14 protein-coding genes are annotated in these 17,583 nt (G+C 71.5%); 6 read left to right on the top strand and 8 right to left on the bottom strand.

What is annotated here, in order from left to right:
• The first annotated feature begins 63 nt into the window (after positions 1-63).
• Positions 64-975, top strand: a complete 912-nt coding sequence (gene sigJ, locus IF54_RS0126795) for an RNA polymerase sigma factor SigJ (protein ID WP_030323129.1) — start codon at positions 64-66, stop codon at positions 973-975.
• On the top strand, positions 972-2,501 hold the full coding sequence (locus IF54_RS0126790) for a cytochrome b (protein WP_030323128.1): 1,530 nt from the start codon (positions 972-974) through the stop codon (positions 2,499-2,501). The genes sigJ and IF54_RS0126790 overlap by 4 nt, the downstream gene beginning before the upstream one ends.
• Here the strand turns inward: IF54_RS0126790 and IF54_RS0126785 are convergent.
• The gene (locus IF54_RS0126785) at positions 2,446-4,689 is read right to left on the bottom strand and encodes a glycoside hydrolase family 9 protein (protein ID WP_030323127.1); all 2,244 of its coding nucleotides are present in this window, start codon (positions 4,687-4,689) and stop codon (positions 2,446-2,448) included. The two genes, IF54_RS0126790 and IF54_RS0126785, sit on opposite strands and share 56 nt — an antisense overlap.
• A 389-nt stretch (positions 4,690-5,078) precedes the next feature.
• On the opposite strand from IF54_RS0126785, the gene IF54_RS0126780 reads away from it, so the two are divergent.
• The 3 genes from IF54_RS0126780 to IF54_RS0126770 all read left to right on the top strand — a co-directional run bounded on the left by IF54_RS0126780 (position 5,079) and on the right by IF54_RS0126770 (position 9,643).
• Complete coding sequence (locus IF54_RS0126780) at positions 5,079-7,460, top strand: SpoIIE family protein phosphatase (protein WP_030323125.1); 2,382 nt, start codon at positions 5,079-5,081, stop codon at positions 7,458-7,460.
• Positions 7,461-7,578: 118 nt separating this feature from the next.
• Positions 7,579-8,238: a DUF4232 domain-containing protein gene (locus IF54_RS0126775; RefSeq protein ID WP_030323122.1), complete on the top strand. Its 660-nt coding sequence runs from the start codon at positions 7,579-7,581 to the stop codon at positions 8,236-8,238.
• A 148-nt stretch (positions 8,239-8,386) separates the two neighbouring features.
• A complete protein-coding gene (locus IF54_RS0126770) occupies positions 8,387-9,643 on the top strand; it encodes an arsenic transporter (RefSeq protein ID WP_078852117.1) in 1,257 nt (418 codons plus the stop codon).
• Between the two features lie 60 nt (positions 9,644-9,703).
• Here IF54_RS0126770 and IF54_RS0126765 read toward each other — a convergent pair whose 3' ends face one another.
• Together IF54_RS0126765 and IF54_RS0126760 are read right to left on the bottom strand one after the other, a co-directional pair.
• Positions 9,704-11,605, bottom strand: coding sequence for an RICIN domain-containing protein (locus tag IF54_RS0126765; protein ID WP_037820594.1), 1,902 nt, complete (start codon positions 11,603-11,605; stop codon positions 9,704-9,706).
• A gap of 334 nt (positions 11,606-11,939) precedes the next feature.
• Positions 11,940-12,872 (bottom strand): helix-turn-helix domain-containing protein, encoded by a 933-nt coding sequence (locus tag IF54_RS0126760; protein ID WP_037820591.1) that lies wholly within the window; start codon positions 12,870-12,872, stop codon positions 11,940-11,942.
• 69 nt (positions 12,873-12,941) lie between these two features.
• Between IF54_RS0126760 and IF54_RS0126755 the strand changes: the two genes are divergently transcribed.
• Entirely contained in the window at positions 12,942-13,733 is a 792-nt protein-coding gene (locus IF54_RS0126755; RefSeq protein WP_030323113.1) for a phytanoyl-CoA dioxygenase family protein, read from the top strand.
• A gap of 160 nt (positions 13,734-13,893) precedes the next feature.
• Here IF54_RS0126755 and IF54_RS0126750 read toward each other — a convergent pair whose 3' ends face one another.
• The 5 genes from IF54_RS0126750 to IF54_RS0126730 form a co-directional block, all read right to left on the bottom strand.
• Positions 13,894-14,865: an aldo/keto reductase gene (locus IF54_RS0126750; RefSeq protein ID WP_030323111.1), complete on the bottom strand. Its 972-nt coding sequence runs from the start codon at positions 14,863-14,865 to the stop codon at positions 13,894-13,896.
• A gap of 106 nt (positions 14,866-14,971) precedes the next feature.
• Entirely contained in the window at positions 14,972-15,487 is a 516-nt protein-coding gene (locus IF54_RS0126745) for a flavoprotein (RefSeq protein ID WP_030323109.1), read from the bottom strand.
• 24 nt (positions 15,488-15,511) lie between these two features.
• Positions 15,512-15,970, bottom strand: coding sequence for a DUF1348 family protein (locus IF54_RS0126740; protein WP_030323106.1), 459 nt, complete (start codon positions 15,968-15,970; stop codon positions 15,512-15,514).
• A 140-nt stretch (positions 15,971-16,110) separates the two neighbouring features.
• Positions 16,111-16,311, bottom strand: coding sequence for a ferredoxin (locus tag IF54_RS0126735; protein ID WP_030323104.1), 201 nt, complete (start codon positions 16,309-16,311; stop codon positions 16,111-16,113).
• Between the two features lie 12 nt (positions 16,312-16,323).
• Entirely contained in the window at positions 16,324-17,523 is a 1,200-nt protein-coding gene (locus IF54_RS0126730; protein ID WP_030323100.1) for a cytochrome P450, read from the bottom strand.
• Positions 17,524-17,583 lie beyond the last annotated feature (60 nt).

Here is a 17,583-nt window from a genome sequence, read left to right as displayed (position 1 = left end):
ATGTCACATTCCGGGTCCCGGAAGGCCTCACAGGAGTGAGCGCGCTACTGGGAGGCCCACCCGATGACCGAGATCCCCGTGCCCGTCGGCACCGAAGACCCGACCGGCGTCTTCGTCGAGCACCGTGAGCTGCTGTTCGGCGTCGTCTACAACATCCTGGGCAGCGTCACCGACACCGAGGACGTCCTCCAGGACACCTGGCTGTCGTGGTCGCGCCGGGGCACCGGCGGAGTCGACAACCCGCGTGCCTACCTGGTCCGGATCGCCGTCAACCACGCCCTGAAGCGGCGGGCCGTGGTCGACCGCCGCCGGGAGACGTACATCGGCCCGTGGCTGCCCGAGCCCCTGTTCACCGAGGAGCCGGGCGCGGACGACCCGGCGCTGCGGACCGAGTCCGTGTCGCTGGCGATGCTGGTGGTCCTGGAGTCGCTGTCCCCGCTGGAGCGCGCGGTGTTCGTGCTTCACGAGGTGTTCGGGTACGCCCACCCCGAGATCGCGGAGATCATCGACCGGAAACCGTCCGCCGTACGGCAGTTGGCGCATCGCGCGCGGGACCACGTGCAGGCCCGCCGGCCGCTGTACGAGGCGCATCCGCGGGTGCGCCGGGAGGCGACCGAGCGGTTCGTACGGGCCGCCGTCGGCGGGGACATCGCGGAGCTGATGGAGATCCTCGCCCCGGACGTGACGGTGTGGACCGACGGCGGCGGGATGCGCAAGCAGGCCCTGCGGCCGGTGCACGGGCGCGACAAGGCCGCCCGCCTCCTCAACGGGTACGCCAGGCGGGGCGGCGCCCACCTGGACCTGGAGCTGCGCCACCGGCGGGTCAACGGCGACGACGCCGCCGTGCTGTTCTCCCACGACTCGCCGTACGCGGTGATCGTCCTGGACCTCACTCCGGAGGGCGACCGGGTTGCGAACCTCTTCGTCGTCACCAACCCCGACAAGCTCACGCACGTCGGCAAGGAGGAGGCGTGACCACCACGGAACAGCGGGCGGAGCACGGCAGGGGCGAGCGGCTGTCCGGCTGGCTCGACGGCCGGCTCGGCACCAGGACCCTCGGCGCGAAGTACCTGCGCAAGGTCTTCCCGGACCACTGGTCCTTCCTGCTCGGCGAGATCTGCCTGTACAGCTTCGTCGTGCTGGTCCTGACCGGGGTGTGGCTCACCCTGTTCTTCCATCCGTCGATGAACGAGGTGACGTACCACGGCAGTTACACACCCCTGAACGGCGTGCGCATGTCGGAGGCGTACGCCTCTACGCTGGACATCAGCTTCGACGTGCGCGGCGGACTGCTGATCCGCCAGCTGCACCACTGGTCGGCGCTGATCTTCGTCGCCGCGATGCTCACGCACATGATGCGGCACTTCTTCACCGGCTCGTTCCGCAAGCCGCGTGAGGTCAACTGGCTGTTCGGCTGGGCCCTGTTGTTCCTGGGCCTGTTCGAGGGCCTCTTCGGCTACTCGCTGCCTGACGACCTGCTGTCGGGCACGGGCCTCAGGTTCGTCTACGGCGCCACGCTGTCCGTACCGGTCGTCGGGACGTATCTCGCGCTGTTCCTGTTCGGCGGCGAGTTCCCCGGCCATGACATCGTGGCGCGCTTCTACTCGCTGCACATCCTGGTCATCCCCGGCATCATGGCGGCCCTGGTGGTGGCCCACCTGATCCTGGTCGTGTACCACAAGCACACCCAGTTCGCCGGCCCCGGAAAGACCGAACGCAACGTGGTCGGCACGCCGTTCTTCCCGGTGTACCTGGCGAAGGCGGGCGGCTTCTTCTTCCTGGTCTTCGGGGCGCTCACCGTCATCGCGGCCGTGGCGTCCGTCAACCCCGTCTGGTCGTACGGCCCTTACCGTGCCGACCAGGTCTCCACGGGCGCCCAGCCGGACTGGTACCTCGGTTTCGCCGAGGGACTGGTGCGGGTGATGCCGGGCTGGGAGGTCACCCTGGGGGGCCACACGCTGATCCTCGGGGTACTGATCCCCGTCCTGGTCTTCCCGCTGCTGCTGGTCTTCATCGGCGTCTACCCGTTCCTGGAGGCCCGGTTCACCAAGGACCGGCGGGAGCACCACCTGCTGGACCGCCCGCGCAACAGGCCGGTCCGTACCGCGATCGGTGCCTCCTGGATCAGCCTGTACCTGATCCTGCTGGCGGGCGGCGGCAACGACATCGTGGCGACCCGGCTCCACCTGTCGATCAACACGGTCACCTGGGCCGTACGGATCGGCGTCTTCGTCGTCCCCACGGTCGTCTTCGCAGTCACCCGGCGGATCTGTCTCGGTCTCCAACTCCGGGACAGGGAACTGGTGTTGCACGGACGGGAGACGGGTGTGATCAAGCGGCTGGCGCACGGTGAGTACGTCGAGGTGCACCAGCCGCTCGATCAGGCCCGGCTCCACACGCTCACCGCGCACGAACGGCCCGGTGAGCTGGTGGAACATCCGAAGGTCAGCCTTGATCCGCCACGAAGGACGCCATCCGGGTCAGGGCCGAGTTCCAGTTGATGGTGTGCTCGTTGGTCGACCAGGACTGGATGTCGTCGATGTAGCAGAACTGGCCGACGCAGCCCTGGAGTTTGCTCTGTGCGTAGGGGTCCTGGATGCCCGAGTTCGGCCCGCCGGCGAGGGTGCCCTTCGGCGGGTTCGGCATGTTCGGGTCCAGCTGGTGGGCGTACCAACGGGCGTGCTGGTTGTGGGAGTTGACCTCGCCGTAGCCGGTCACGTACGACATGTTGAGGGCGTTGCGGCCGAAGATGTAGTCGATGCCCTGGAGGGCGCCGTCCCGGTACTTCGAGGCGCCGGTGATGTCGTAGGCGGTGGCGATCACGATCCCGTTGTGCAGGATCTGGTGGTTGGAGCCCCAGTCGTAGAGGTTGCCCTCCGGGGCGTACGGCAGGCCGTACGGCTGGGCCTTCAGGGTGGCCAGGTAGCGGTCGGCGCCCTTGACGACCGACTGGCGGACCTTGTCGCGGCCGGGCAGCTTGCTGGGCACGGTCGCCAGGTCCAGCCGGGCCGCGGCGGCCGTACGGGCCCAGTCGTAGCCGACGGGGACGAAGATGTCGGCGGTGTGGACGGGTGAGGCGAGGACGTAGTCCTGGAAGGTCTTCTCGCCCGTGGTGAGGTACAGCTCGGCCGCCGCCCAGTAGAACTCGTCGGTGACGTTGTTGTCGGCGTAGGTGCCGCCTCCGGTGCCGTCGCTCTCCGAGGCGTACACGTCGGGGTGGGCGAGCGCGGCGGCCCAGGCCTTTCGGGCGGCCGTCAGGGCCTTGGCCGCGAACGCCTTGTCGTACGGCTTGTACAGGCGGGCGGCCTGCGCGGCCGCCGCGGCGAGGTTCAGGGTCGCCGCGGTGGACGGCGGGTGCAGTTCACGCTTCTGCGGGTCGTCGCTCGGCAGCAGCGGCAGGCCGGTCCACTGCTCGTCGTGGATCTTGTGGTGGGCCATCCCGGCCAGCGGCTTCCCGTCCGGCACCTGCATCTTCAGCAGGAACTCCAGCTCCCAGCGGGCCTCGTCGAGGATGTCCGGGACCTTGTTGCCGCTCTCGGGGATGGCGAGGCTGCCGTCGCCGAGCTTCCCCGGCTCCCCGGTACGGGCCAGCAGTTCACGCTCGTACGTGCTGAGCAGCTCCCACGTGGAGATGCCGCCGTTGACGACGTACTTGCCGTGGTCGCCGGCGTCGTACCAGCCGCCGGAGACGTCGAGGGTGTAGTCGCACACGCCGGGCTGGCAGGGCACGTTCTTGTCGCCCTGGTTGGGCGCCACGTTCACGTGACCGGCGGGGCGGCCGTAGCCCGGGCGCAGGTCGTCGCTGATCGCGATGCCGCTGCGCTGGGTGTAGTAGTACTTGGCCGCGTCCAGGCGGAGCTGCTCGTAGGCCGCGGTACCGATGTCGAAGGGCCGGCTGGTCTCGCCGTCGGCGACCAGGGTGAACCCGGTGCCCTTCTTCCGGTAGGCGCCGAAGTCGATCGAGTGGACGTTCTGTCCGGAGGAGGCGTCGACACCGCGCGGCACGGTCGAGCCGTGGGCGACGACGGCGCCGGAGGCGTTCCTGAGCTGCCAGGGCAGCTTGGTCGTGGCGTCGGTGACCAGGGTGGCGTTCTTCGGCCCGGCGGGCAGATAGGCGACCTGGTTGACCCGCACCCGCGGTCCGGTGTCGGGCACGTACACCTCGGGCGGGACCCCGCCCAGCAGGGACGCGTCGTCCATGCAGAAGCGGAACGGGTCGGTGCTGCCGCCGAGCTGGAAGCCGACCTGGCCCTGCGCGGTGTCGACGGGCGAGGTGAAGGTGTAGGAGTAGGAGTTCCCGGAGACGCTCAGCTGCGGGCTCACCTCGAAGTAGGTGTCGTAGGGGGCCACTTGCAGCCCCACGATCGCGCGCACGACGTGCCCCTCGGGCGAACCCTTCGCGGTGAAGGAGAACTTGTACGACTCCCCCTTCACCAGGGTCACGTCGTTCTGGCCGACGGCCGCGTCCCAGCGGTTGGCGGTGCCGCCGGGCACGTCCGCGCAGAGCTGTCCGTCGGACACGCCTGCGGTGACGTTGCTGGTCGTCCACCAGGGCGCGGTGGTGGAGTCGAAGGTGCCGTTCTTGAGCTGTTCGACCTCCTCGGCGGCGGCTCCGGATGCGGGGAGGCCGACAAGTGCCGTTCCCGCGAGGGCCGCCAGGGCCAACAGGGCGGTTCTGCGTCGTTTCACGTCTGGGCTCCTCTGAGAGGTGCGGGCGACGCTCGTGATGGGAGCGCTCCCAGAAGCGGACGCCCGCCATGCTTGTTGCAGGCATGACACGGCGTCAACCACCGGGCAGCGCCAACTTGTCTCGCGCTCTCATGACGCCCTCACTCATCAAGGCCCAAAAGCACCCACAACTGATCGTGACCGCACACGACCTGACGGTGAGCCACACAGGGTCGTCGAGGATGCGGTGAGCCGCTTCCGCCCGCCGCGCCCTCCTCGCCGCATTTCCCCTTTGACCGGCATCTCCCGGCCGGCAGGGGTTCGCCGTCCGCGCGCGAGCGCGACGCACTAGTCTTGGAGCCCAAGTGACCGGTTTGTTCACTGAGAGTGCCCGCAATGGAGTGGCGACGATGACCCTCGTGTACCCGTTCGACGATACGGCGACGGCACGGGCCGTCGTCGGCGAGGACGGCACGCTGGTCGCGTGGAACGCCGGAGCGCAAAGCCTGCTGGGCTGGTCGCCCGCCGAGGTGGTGGGCAGACCCGCGGGGAACCTCCTGGTCAGCGGAGGCCAGGAGCTGCCCGCCGGCCCCGTGGGCGCCCGCTGGGACGGTGTCCTCACCCTGTGCCACCGGGACGGCACCGCCGTGTCGGCCTGGCTGCTCGCCCACCACCAGCACTCCTCGGACGGCGGCCCCGGGCACTGGCTCGTGGTGACCCCGCTGGACCCCGGCGGCCCCCGTTCCCCCGACGACCCGCTGGGCACGGCCGTGCTCACCCAGGCGCCCTGCGCCGTCGCCGTCTACGACGACCAGCTGCGGCTGCGCCGGATCAACGACGCCATGGCCGAGGTGATCGGCCTGCCCGAGAAGCGGATCCAGGGCCTCAGACTGTCCGAGATCGGCGGCAAGCGGCAGAGCGAGGAGCTGGAGGAGCATCTGCTCCACGTGCTCAGCAGCGGCGAGGCCAAGGACGTGCAGACGTACATGCGGACCGGTGGCGAGGACAGCGCGCACGCCTGGCTGGCCCGGATGGCACCGATCACCGACCCGTCGGGGCGGGTGCGGGGCGTGTGTCTGGCCGCCCACGACTTCACCGACAACTTCCTCGCCCGGGAGCGGCTCCAGCTGGTCAACGAGGCCAGTGTGCGCATCGGCACCACCCTCGACGTCACACGGACGGCCCAGGAGCTGGCCGACGTCTGCATTCCCGCGCTCGCCGATTTCGTCAGCGTCGACCTGCTGGATACTCAGGAGCACGGCGAGACCCCGCCGGTGCTCAGCGCGCCGGTCGAGCTGCGCCGCGCGGCCCACCAGTCGGTGGACCCCGGGAACCCGATGGCCGTGGTCAAGCCGGGCCACACCGAGGTGTACCCGGCCAGCTCTCCGCAGGCCGACTCCCTGATCGCGGGCTCCACGATCGTGGCCACGGTGGCGTCCGGACGCCTTGACCAGTGGCTCAACTGGAACACGACCCGCGCCGAGCGGGTCAAGGAGTTCGGCATCCACTCCACGATGTCCGTGCCGATCCAGGCCCGCGGCCAGACCCTCGGGGTCGCGGTCCTCACCCGGTACCGGCGACCGGACCCCTTCACCCCGGACGACGTCCTGCTGGCCGAGGAGATCACCGCGCGGGCCGGGATCTGCGTCGACAACGCCCGCCGCTTCTCCCGTGAGCGCGAGACCGCCCTCGCCCTCCAGCGCAGTCTGCTGCCCCGCTCCCTGCCCCGCACCGCCGCCGTGGACGCCGCCTCGCGCTATCTCCCGGCCGCGCGGGCCGGGGTCGGCGGCGACTGGTTCGACGTGATCCCGCTGTCGGGGATGCGGGTCGCGATGGTCGTCGGGGACGTGGTCGGCCAGGGCATCCAGGCCTCCGCGACGATGGGCCGGCTGCGCACCGCCGTCCGCACCCTCGCCGACATCGACCTGGCCCCGGACGAACTCCTCACCCACCTCGACGACCTGGTCGTACGGCTGTCCGCGGAGGCCGGCGGCGACGGCAACCCCGGAGAGGTCGGGGCCACCTGCCTCTACGCGGTCTACGACCCGGTGTCCCGGCGCTGCACGCTGGCCCGGGCCGGGCATCCGGCGCCCGTGCGGCTGACCCCGGGCGGAGTCGCCCGCGAGGTGGACCTGCCCGCGGGACCGCCGCTGGGGCTGGGCGGGCTGCCGTTCGAGTCCACCGAGCTGGATCTGCCCGAGGGGAGCGTGCTGGCCCTGTACACGGACGGGCTGGTCGAGTCCCGGGAGCGGGACGTGGACTCGGGCCACGCGCTGCTGTGCGAGGCCCTCGCCGTGCCCGCCGACTCCCTGGAGGAGACCTGCGACCGGGTGCTGCACACCCTGCTCCCGGCGACCGGCTCCGCCGACGACGTGGCCCTCCTGCTGGCCCGCACCCGGGGGCTGCCCGCCTCCCAGGTGGCGACCTGGGACATCCCGGCGGACCCCGCACTGGTCGGACCCGTGCGCAAGCAGGTCGTGGAACAGCTGGCCCGCTGGGAACTGGCCGAGGCGTCGTTCACGGCCGAGCTGGTGACGAGCGAGCTGGTGACGAACGCGATCCGCTACGGCGCCCGTCCCATCCGGCTGCGGCTCATCCATGACGCGACCACGCTGATCTGCGAGGTCTCCGACAGCAGCCACACCGCCCCGCACCTCAGGCGCGCCAAGACCTGGGACGAGGGCGGCCGGGGGCTGCTCCTGGTCGCGCAGCTCACCCAGCGCTGGGGCAGCCGGCACACGGCCGACGGCAAGACCATCTGGGCGGAGATCGGCCTCCTCGACGGGGAATGAGGCGTGGTCTGAGCGAACTTTTCCGGCCCGGGCCGCGTCGGACCCTGATGACGACCCTAGTGACGGGGCACGAGACGCCGTACGCGCGCGTGCGGGAGATCTCCGGGAGTGTGGAGACATGACGAACAGGTTCCTGGGTGTACGGCGGGCCGTGCTGGCCGCGGGTTCGGTCGCGGTGCTCGGTCTGGTGGCGGGTTGCGGCAGCGGCGGCGGCAGTGAGGGAACGTCGAGCGCCCCGCGTACGGAGTCCGGCAGCGCCACGTCGTCCGCCGGCGGTGCGCCGACCGGGGCGAGCAGCGTCCCGACCGACGCGGTGAGCAATTCCCTCACCCCGTCCGCGCCCCCGGCGTCCGCGTCCGTCACCCGCTGCCACACCTCCGAGCTGAGCGCCTCCGCCGGCCGCAACAACCCCGGCGCCGGCCAGGAGAACTTCCCGGTGGTGCTGACGAACGAGTCCCACCGCACCTGCACGCTGTACGGGTATCCGGGCACTGCCTTCGTCGACGCGTCCGGCAAGCAGCTGGGCCCGGACCCCGAGCGGTCCGCCGCGAAGCCGGAGACCGTGAAGCTGGCGCCGGGCGGCAGCGCCTGGGCCGGACTGTCCTTCGCCAACCCGGAGATCAGCGGGGCCGGCACCGCCACCCCGGCCGCGCTCGTGGTGACCCCGCCGGACGAGGAGGACCCGCTGAAGGTGGCCTGGAAGGGCGGCGCGGTCCCGGTCTCCGGCGACGAGTCGTCGGTGCGGCTCATCCCGTTCAGCCCGGGCACGGGGGCCTGAGCGGTCGAGACGGGCGTCCGGGAAGAGGTCGGACGTGTCGGGCCCAAGACCGGGGGTATCGGGGTCGGGGTCGGGGGAATCGGGAAGTTCTTACCCTCGCCTGGTTTGATGACCGGGCACGATCTGCTCACCTCACGAAGGACCCGCCCTGAACACCCCGCTCGCCGAAGCCCTGTCCATCGCCCTGCTCGTAGCCGTACTCGCATGGGCGGTCCTGCGTCCCTTCGGCTGGCCGGAGGCGGTCGTCGCCGTCCCCGCGGCCGGACTGGTGATCCTGACCGGGGCCATCTCCCCCGAGCACGCCTGGGCGGAGGCCGAACGGCTCGGGCCCGTCGTCGGGTTCCTGGCGGCGGTCCTGGTGCTCGCCCACTTCTGTGACGTCGAAGGGCTGTTCCACGCCTGCGGGGCCTGGCTGGCGCGACGCGCGGCCGGCTCGCCCGGACGGCTGCTGACCGGGGTGTTCCTGCTGGCGTCGGCGATCACGGCGGTGCTGAGCCTGGACGCCACCGTCGTGCTGCTGACGCCCGTGGTGCTGGCCACCGCCTCCCGGATGGGGGCCCGCGCCAAACCGCACGTCTACGCCTGCGCCCACCTGTCGAACACGGCCTCGCTGCTGCTGCCGGTGTCCAACCTCACCAACCTGCTGGCCTTCGAGGCGAGCGGGGTCAGCTTCACCCGCTTCGCACTGCTGATGACGTTGCCCTGGATCGCCGCGATCGCCGTCGAGTACGTGGTCTTCCGGCGCTTCTTCGCGGCCGACCTCACGGTGGTCGACCACTCCCCCGGGTCGGCCGAGGAACCCCCGCTGCCGCTGTTCGCCCTGGTCACCGTCGGCTGCACACTGGCCGGGTTCGTGGTGGCGTCGGCCTTCGGCGTCGACCCCGCCTGGGTCGCGTGCGCGGGAGCGCTGGTGCTGGCGGGCCGTGCCCTGGTCCGGCGCAAGGCCACCCCGGCCACGGTGGTGCGGGCCGCGGCACCGGCGTTCCTGGCGTTCGTGCTGGCGCTGGGCGTCGTGGTGCGCGCGGTCGTGGACAACGGCCTCGCTGACGCCCTGCACCAGGTGCTGCCGGACGGGACGGGGCTCGTCGCGCTGCTGGGGATCGCCGCGCTGGCCGCCGTCCTGGCGAACCTGATCAACAACCTGCCCGCGGTCCTGGTGCTGCTGCCGCTCACCGCCGCGGCCGGCCCCGGCGCGGTCCTCGCCGTGCTGCTCGGGGTGAACATCGGCCCGAACCTCACCTACGCCGGGTCCCTGGCCACCCTGCTGTGGCGGCGCATCCTGCACCGGCAGGACCACGAGGTCGGCCTCGGCGAGTTCACCCGGCTCGGCCTGCTGACCGTACCGGCCGCGCTCGCCGCGGCCGTGGTGGCGCTGTGGGGCTCGCTCCAGCTCGTGGGGGCCTGAGCGGCTCGCCGTGCCGGTCGCACCTCGCCGCGCTCGACGAGCGGGAGGACCGGTCAGGGCTCAGTGCCTGCCGCCGTATCCACCGCCGTAGCCGCCGCCCCCGTACCCACCGCCGTAGCCGCCTCCGGGCGGGCCGCCCCAGGAACAGGCGTACGGGTTGGTGGAGCAGTCCTGGCCCGGCGAGGCGCTGCTCGACACGGTCGGCGTGGTCTGCGGGGTGGGCGGTGCGGAGGTCGGTGTCGGGGCCGCCGTCGGTGTCTTCGTGGGCGCCGGGGCGGACTTCGGGGTCGGAGTGGGGCTGCCCTCCGCGTCCCAGTTGACCGCCTGCATCTGCGGCTCGGTCTTGGAGGTGTCGAACATCCAGCGCTGGGCGGGGCCCTCGTCGCGGTTCTTCAGGACCAGCGCGCCGGAGCCGTCGGTCGCGGCCGGTGTCAGGGCGAGGTCCTGGTTCCAGCGCGGTACGAGGGTGCCCTGGAGCGTGAAGTCGTAGCGGATGTTCTTGCCGCCGGGGCTGGTCTCGCCCGTGCAGAGCGCAAGGCGCACCGAATAGCCGAGGTGGGAGTCCAGGCACAGCTGGGGGTCGGCCGCGCTGCGCAGCAGTCCGTCCGTCTCGTACGTCCACTGCTGGCCCTCGGCGCCGGAGCACTCGGCGAGTCCGGTCTCGACGCCCTGGGCGATCTCCTTGCCGACGACACCGACGCACAGCCCCGACTCGACGTTGTGCAGACGGCCGCGCAGGTCTCCCTTGCGGGCCTCGCCCGCGCCCGCCTGGGACGGATCGCCGGTCGAGGAGGCCGTGTCGGTGCCGGGCGCCTCGGAGGGGCCCGCGGCGGACGCGTGGTCGCCGTCGGACGAACCGAGCGCGGACCACATCACCAGGGGCAGGACTATGAGCCCGCTCACCGTCAGGACGGCGGCGGTGAGATTGCGGCGGGAGGTGCGCCGGGCGGCACCCCGGTGGGCCGAGCGGCGGGCGGCCGCGCGGGCCCTGGAGCGCGGGCCGGGTACGGCGGGGTCGCCGGGGTGGGTGCCGTCGGGCGGGGTGGTGGGCGGCAGCGGGGTTCCGAAGGCCTCCGCCACGAACGGCCTGGCCGGTGCGTGCTGTCGGGCCTCCTGAGCGGCCCCCGTGTCGTCGACGCTCATCCGGGAGGTCACGTAGGCGCCGGCGCCCCAGCCGAGCACCGCCTCGGCGAGGGCCAGGCCGAGGCCGCCGTTGAACTGGTGAAGCTGGTCGGCGGTGTGCATGCAGTGCCTGCACTGCTCCAGGTGCGCCCGCAGATCGGGGTCGAGTTCGAAGCCGCCGCGCCGGTAGGTCACGTCGAGCAGTCGCAGGTAGTGCCGGCACTCCTGCTCGGGGGCGAGTTCGCGGTGCACCTGGAGGCACTCCTCGCGCAGCCGGTCGCGGGCGCGGCGGAGTTCGATGCCGGCGGCCTCCTCGTCCAGGCCGAGGAGGGCCGCGGGCACGCCGATGGGTTCCGCCTCGACCTCGGTGTGCCACAGCAGGCAGCGGGCGGACTGCTGCAAGCGCTGGAAGGCGCCGGACAGCAGCCGGCGGTCGTCGGGCGGCAGCAGACGGGCCGCGACGCGCTCGCCGTCCTGCTCGGAGCGCAGCGCGGGGTTGAGCATCTCGCGCCGGCCGTCGGATTCCCACTCGGCCGCGATACGGCGGACGGTGACGAGCAGATGAGGCCGCCAGGCGGCGCTCGGACCCGTCTGGCGCAGCGACTCCCCGAACAGGCGGGTGAACGCGGCCGTGGTCAGCATTCCTGCGGGGCGGGGACCGTCGGTGCACAGCCGGGCGTAGGCGAACGCGGCTTCCCAGTGCCGGTCGAGGAGTTCACCGACGGGTTGCAGGGCGGGAGTCGTGCCGCTCCACTTCTTGAGCTCTGCGCTCAGCTGCTCGTCCGTGACGTCGTACGGACGAACCGGAGACGGGGAATTCGACAGGCCTGCGTCCTTCACGACGGCATTTCCTCCCGAGGGCATGCTGCGTTGCATTAAGTCCATACCAATGGGTGCGTCCGCCGTTGTCCGCTCTTTTGAAGCATGAGGCGTACGGAGGGGGGTCTTGAGCACACAGGGAGAAATGTGCATTGTCTGTGTGCTGACAACGCACACCTTTGCACAGGTCAGGGACGCCCAACAAGTGATCTCGCGGATTTTCAGATTCCGCGTGCCGCGCGTAGATAGACGGTTCGTCAATACCCGTTGGAAACAGGATTCAGTTAACTCCGCGAAGCGATCCAGGAAACCATTGAAGCGCCACTCCACGGCAGGTCCGGACGGCTTCGCGACGTCAGGCACCAACCATTGACCCGGCGGCACGGTAGGCGCCGGGCGGGGTGCCGTAGCGTTCGCGGAAGACGCGGTTGAAGTGGAAGGGACTGGCGAAGCCGGAGGCGGCGGCGACGCGTCCCACCGACAGGTCGGTGCTCTCCAGCAGCCGGACGGCGTGCTGGAGCCGGGCCTCGCGCACCGCCCGCATCGGTGAGTGCCCCTGCTGCCCGGTGAAGAGGTGGGCGAACCGGGACGGTGAGAGCGCGACCTCGGCGGCGAGCGACCGGACGGTGTGCGGGGCGCCGGGGTCAGCCTCGATCAGCTCCTGGGCGCGCCGCACCCGGGGATCCCCGTCGGCCGCCGCCCCGGTCCGGGTCCGGTGGACGGCACCCGCGGCGAGGAGTACGACCTCCTCCAGCGCGTTCAGGGCGAGTTCGCGGGCGGTGGTGCCGTGGGCGACGGCCACGGTGGCACGGTCGCCGACGGGCACAGGCCCGGGCGGGATACCGGTGCCGGGTCTGCGGGCGTCGGCGAACATGCGGCGAAAGGCCGCCTCGACGCGGCCGCCCGGGTCCTCGCCGGTGGGATCCGGGGCGACGACGTACAGGCCGTCACCCCTGCCGTACGGTCCCAGCCAGGCGGTCCAGGAGGGTCTGGCTCCGCAGTGCGCCCACCAGAACTCCCAATGGTCGCAGCCCAGTTGGACGCCGTAGCGGTGCGGGACACCCGGGGCGAGCACCACGAGCTCCCCGGCGCCCGCCGCGGTCTCGGTCCGTCCCTGGCGCAGGGTTCCCCGGCCGCTCAGCGTCCATGTGAACAGCCAGCTGTCGGCGCCTTGCGGTCGCTGGACGGTGTAGCCGGGGAGTTCGCCGTAGCGGCCGACGACCACGAGGCCCGGCGGTGGGCCGGGGTCACCCGGTGCGACAGTCCCGGGCAATCCTTCGGCGCTCATGGACATCCTCCTCACCTGCGCTGCGGCCTAGCGTGACAAGTGGAACACAGGTGACGAAGGAGGGGACACATGACCGTCACGGGCATCGGGACAGGGGTCCGGCAGTTCGAGGAGGACGGCTTCACGGTCGTTCGCGGGCTCTTCGCACGTGAGGAGATCGACCGGCTGTGCGCGGAGTTCGCGGCACTGCACGCGGGCGGCCCGGTGCCGGGGCACTTCGAGCCGAGCGAGTCCACGGATCCGCTGCGCAGGTATCCGCGGGTGATGCAGCCGCACGAGATCAACGCCCTCGCGCTGGAGCTCCTGCTGGACGCGCGGCTGCGCAAGGTGCTGGAGTCGCTGCTCGGCGAGGAGGTGCTGGCCGCGCAGAGCATGTTCTACTTCAAGCCGCCGGGGGCGCGGGGGCAGGCGCTGCACCAGGACAACTTCTATCTGCGGGTCGAGCCGGGCACCTGTGTCGCCGCCTGGGTGGCCTGCGACGGGATCGACCGGGCCAACGGCGGTCTCGAAGTCGTCCCGGGCACGCACCGCATGGACCTGTTCTGTCCCGAACTGGCCGACTCCGAGGTGTCGTTCGCGAGGGAGTACGTGGCACCGCCTCCCGGGCTCGCCACGGTGCCCGTCGACATGGCGCCGGGGGACGTGCTGTTCTTCAACGGCAGCCTGGTGCACGGGTCGCAGCCCAACCGCACGGCCGACCGGTTCCGGCGCTCGTTCATCGGGCACTACGTGGGCGCGTCCACGGAGCGGATCGGGCACTACTACCGGACGCTGTCGATGAGCGGCGCGCGGGTGCCGCTGCCGGAGAGCGAGGGGGCGGGTCCGTGCGGGACGGAGTTCGCACCGCACGGACCGCATTGACCGGGCGGGGCGGACCGCCGTCCCCACGGACCGACCCGCAGGGTGCGGCAGGCCGTAGCTCACGGACCGGCCCGCCGGGTGCGACGGACCGGCCCCCACGGACCGGTCGGCCGGGCGCGACGGTTCGCACACCGGGACCAGCCTGCCGGGTGGGCTCGCGTCAGCTGTGGCCGACGATCGGCCTGGCCGTGTACGGCGCCTCCAGCTCCTCGATCTCCTTGTCGCTGAGCTCGAGGTCCACGGCCGCCACGGCGTCCTCGATGTGGTGCGGCTTGCCCGCGCCCACGATCGGGGCCGCCACGGTGTCCTGGGCGAGCAGCCAGGCCAGGGCGACCTGTGCACGCGGGACACCCCGGTCGCCGGCGATGCGGGTGACGGCCTCGACGATGCTGCGGTCGCCCTCCTGGTAGAGGCGGCTGCCGAAGTTGTCCGTGGCGCTGCGGTCGGTCACCGTGCCCCAGTCCCGGGTGAGCCGGCCGCGGGCCAGCGGGCTCCACGGCAGGGCGCTGACCTTCTGGTCGGCGCACAGCGGCAGCATCTCCCGCTCCTCCTCGCGGTAGAGGAGGTTGTAGTGGTTCTGCATGGAGACGAACTTGGTCCAGCCGTGCCGCTCGGCCGTGTACTGCATCTTCGAGAACTGCCAGGCGAACATCGAACTGGCCCCGAGGTAGCGCACCTTGCCGGCCTTCACCAGGTCGTGCAGGGCCTCCATGGTCTCCTCGACCGGGGTGTGCGGGTCGAAGCGGTGGATCTGGTACAGGTCGACGTAGTCGGTGCCCAGGCGCCGGAGGCTGTGGTCGATCTCCGTCATGATCGCCTTGCGGGACAGCCCCGCCGCGTTCTGCCCGGACCGCATCCGGCCGTTCACCTTCGTCGCCAGCACGATCTCGTCGCGGTTGGCGAAGTCCGCGAGGGCCTTGCCGACGATCTCCTCGCTGGTGCCGTCGGAGTAGACGTTCGCGGTGTCGAAGAAGTTGATGCCCGCGTCCAGGGCCTGCCGTATCAGTGGCCGCGACGCCTCCTCGTCGAGGGTCCACTCGTGCACGCCGCGGTCCGGCAGGCCGTAGGACATGCAACCCAGACAGATCCGCGAGACGTCCAGGCCCGTCGAACCGAGCTTCACGTACTGCATCGTTGCTGCTCCTGCCTTCGAGAGGGGTTCGAAGGGGAGCGTACGGCTTCGAGGCGATCCAGGTCCCCCGTGCCGCGGCGCAACCGGGCCCAGGCGGGGGCCGGTGCTATTCGACCAGGTCCAGCGCCCGCTCCCACGCGAACTCCTCGCCCTCGGCGCCCTGGTAGGGGTACCCGAACCGCACGCCCATCCCCCGCAGCCGGATCAGGCTGTCCTGGTAGGCGGGGTGAGCGGCGAGGTCGTCGGAGACGCAGGTCAGGACGCCGACGGGGACGCCCCGCCCGGTCACCTCGCACAGCGTGCCGACGGCGAGGGTGTCGGCGATGCCCGCCGCCCACTTGTTGACGGTGTTGAAGGTGGCCGGGGCCACCACGACGGCGTCGGGTTCCGGGAAGGGCCGCGGCTCTCCGGGGCGGCGCCAGGCGGAGCGGATCGGATAGCCGGTCTGCGCCTCGACGGCCGCCGTGTCGAAGAAGCCGTCCATGGCGGTGGGCGTGGCGATGACCCCGACCTGCCACTCCCGTTCCTGCGCGGCGGTGATCAGCTTGCCGACACCCGCGGCGATGCCCGCGGCGCAGACGACGACGTAGAGAAAGGGCGGTATCTCGTCCTGTTCGGTCACGCGGGAACCCTACTGACGGAAACCCTACTGAAGGGGGAAGGACAGTCCCCGCTCCGTCTTGGGCCGCGGACCGTGGATCCGGCGCTGCCCCTCCTCGATCGGCACGTCGTTGATGCTCGCCTCGCGCCGGGTCATCAGCCCGTGCTCGTCGAACTCCCACAGCTCGTTGCCGTAGGACCGCCACCACTGCCCCTCGGCGTCCCGGCACTCGTACGGGAAGCGGACCGCGATGCGGTTGCCGTCGTAAGCCCACAGGTCCTTGCGCAGCGCGTACTCGCGCTCGCGGGCCCACTTGGCGGTGAGGAACTCGACGATCTCCGTGCGACCGGTGACGAAGGTGCCGCGGTTGCGCCACACGGAGTCCTCCGAGTAGGCGAGCGCCACCCGCTGCGGATCGCGGGTGTTCCAGGCGTCCTCGGCGGCCTGCACCTTCTGGGCGGCGGTCTCGCCGGTGAAGGGGGGCAGTGGTGGGCGGTCGGTCATGTCATCCTCCGGGACGGCCGGGCGAGGACGTACGTTCTCACGTCAGGGAGTGGCCGTCCACGCAGAGGGCGGCGGGCCCACCCAGCGGCGCTGTGTCCGCTGGTGTGGGCCCGCCGTCTGCGCACGCCGACCCGGCCGGGTCAGCCCGCCGTCCCCGACACCGTGATGGCGGCGACGGGGCAGGCGCGGGCGGCCTCGCGGGCCATGGGGTCGGCGCCGCCGGCCGGTCTGCCGGGCAGGAGCGTGCTGTAGCCGTCGTCGTCCTGGGTGAAGACGCCCGGGGCGGCCAGGGCGCACTGGCCCGCCCCGATACAGACGTCCCTGTCGATCTCGATGTGCATGAGCGGGGCCTCTTACCAGGTCACGGGGAGTTCCAGCATCCCCTGGATCGTGTCGCCGGGCTTGAAGGGGATCTCCTCGGCCGGGGCGGCGAGGCGGAGCATGGGCAGCCGGTCGAAGAGGGTGTGCAGGGCGATCTCCAGTTCGGCGCGGGCCAGGTTCTGGCCCAGGCACTGGTGGATGCCGAAGCCGAACCCGAGGTGGTGGCGGGCGGGCCGGTGCCAGTCGAGGGTGTCCGGGTCGCCGTAGACGGCCTCGTCGCGGTTGACGACGGAGGTCGAGATGAGGACCCCCTCGCCCGCCCGGATGGTCGTCCCGGCCACCTCGATGTCCTCCAGCGCCATCCGAAGCAGTCCGTCCGCGATCGACAGCATCCGCATGAGTTCCTCGACCGCCGCCGGGACCAGGGCCGGGTCGGTGCGCAACTCGGCGAGCCGGTCCGGGTGCTGGAGGAGGGTGAAGGTGCCGAGGGAGATCATGTTGGCGGTGGTCTCGTGGCCGGCGACCAGCAGGATGATCGCCAGGGCGATGACTTCCTGACGGGTCAGCTCGCCGTTCCGCAGCTGCCCGTGGACGAGTTCGTCGAGCACCCCGTCGCCCGGCTCCGACTGCCTCTGCTTGTGGTCGATCAACTCGTCGATGTACTCCTCGAGTTGATCCCGTGCGTCCATGACGTCCTCGGCCGCGGGGCCGCGCAGCAGCCGCCGGGACTGCCCCTCGAAGAAGTCGTGGTCGACATAGGGCACGCCGAGCAGGGCACAGATCACGGTCGAGGGGACGGGCAGCGCGAAGGCGGTCACCAGCTCGGCGGGCGGCCCCTGCGCGATCATCGCGTCGATGCGCTCGTCGACGATCTCCTGGATGCGGGGGCGGAGCGCGGCGGCCCGGCGGAGCGTGAAACTGGGCACCATCATGCGTCGCTGCACCCGGTGCTCGGGGTCGTCGACGCCCAGCAGCGCCGCCCTCCGCTTCCTGAGGCCGGCGAAGCGGGCCGTGGGGGCGGGGAAGCCGTCCCGGGTGCGGTCGGTGGACAGCCGGGGGTCGGCGAGCAGGGCCCGTGCGGTGTCGTGACCGGTGACCAGCCAGGCCGGCCGCCCGTCGAAGAGGGTGATCCGGGACAGCGGGCGGGCGGCGCGCAGGGAGTCGTAGCCGGTGGGCGGATGGAAGGGGCAGGTCCGGTCCTGGGGGAACGCGACAGGTTCCGTTTCCGTCATGGAAGACCTCGCAGACGAAGGGCGCGTCGTGCAGATCTTCATTAGATGCCCAGGGCATCT

This window comes from Streptomyces sp. NRRL B-3229 (assembly GCF_000719505.1).
Lineage (GTDB): Bacteria > Actinomycetota > Actinomycetes > Streptomycetales > Streptomycetaceae > Streptomyces > Streptomyces griseorubiginosus.
The sequence above is the reverse complement of the archived record's forward strand: the minus strand, read 5'-3'. Positions and strand labels throughout refer to the sequence as shown.

Coding starts and splice junctions, on each gene's coding strand:
- sigJ (WP_030323129.1), top strand. CDS start 64: ATGACCGAGATCCCCGTGCCCGTCGGCACCGAAGACCCGACCGGCGTC.
- IF54_RS0126780 (WP_030323125.1), top strand. CDS start 5,079: ATGACCCTCGTGTACCCGTTCGACGATACGGCGACGGCACGGGCCGTC.
- IF54_RS0126750 (WP_030323111.1), bottom strand. CDS start 14,865: ATGCAGTACGTGAAGCTCGGTTCGACGGGCCTGGACGTCTCGCGGATC.
- IF54_RS0126755 (WP_030323113.1), top strand. CDS start 12,942: ATGACCGTCACGGGCATCGGGACAGGGGTCCGGCAGTTCGAGGAGGAC.
- IF54_RS0126740 (WP_030323106.1), bottom strand. CDS start 15,970: ATGACCGACCGCCCACCACTGCCCCCCTTCACCGGCGAGACCGCCGCC.
- IF54_RS0126735 (WP_030323104.1), bottom strand. CDS start 16,311: ATGCACATCGAGATCGACAGGGACGTCTGTATCGGGGCGGGCCAGTGC.
- IF54_RS0126730 (WP_030323100.1), bottom strand. CDS start 17,523: ATGACGGAAACGGAACCTGTCGCGTTCCCCCAGGACCGGACCTGCCCC.
- IF54_RS0126760 (WP_037820591.1), bottom strand. CDS start 12,872: ATGAGCGCCGAAGGATTGCCCGGGACTGTCGCACCGGGTGACCCCGGC.
- IF54_RS0126775 (WP_030323122.1), top strand. CDS start 7,579: ATGACGAACAGGTTCCTGGGTGTACGGCGGGCCGTGCTGGCCGCGGGT.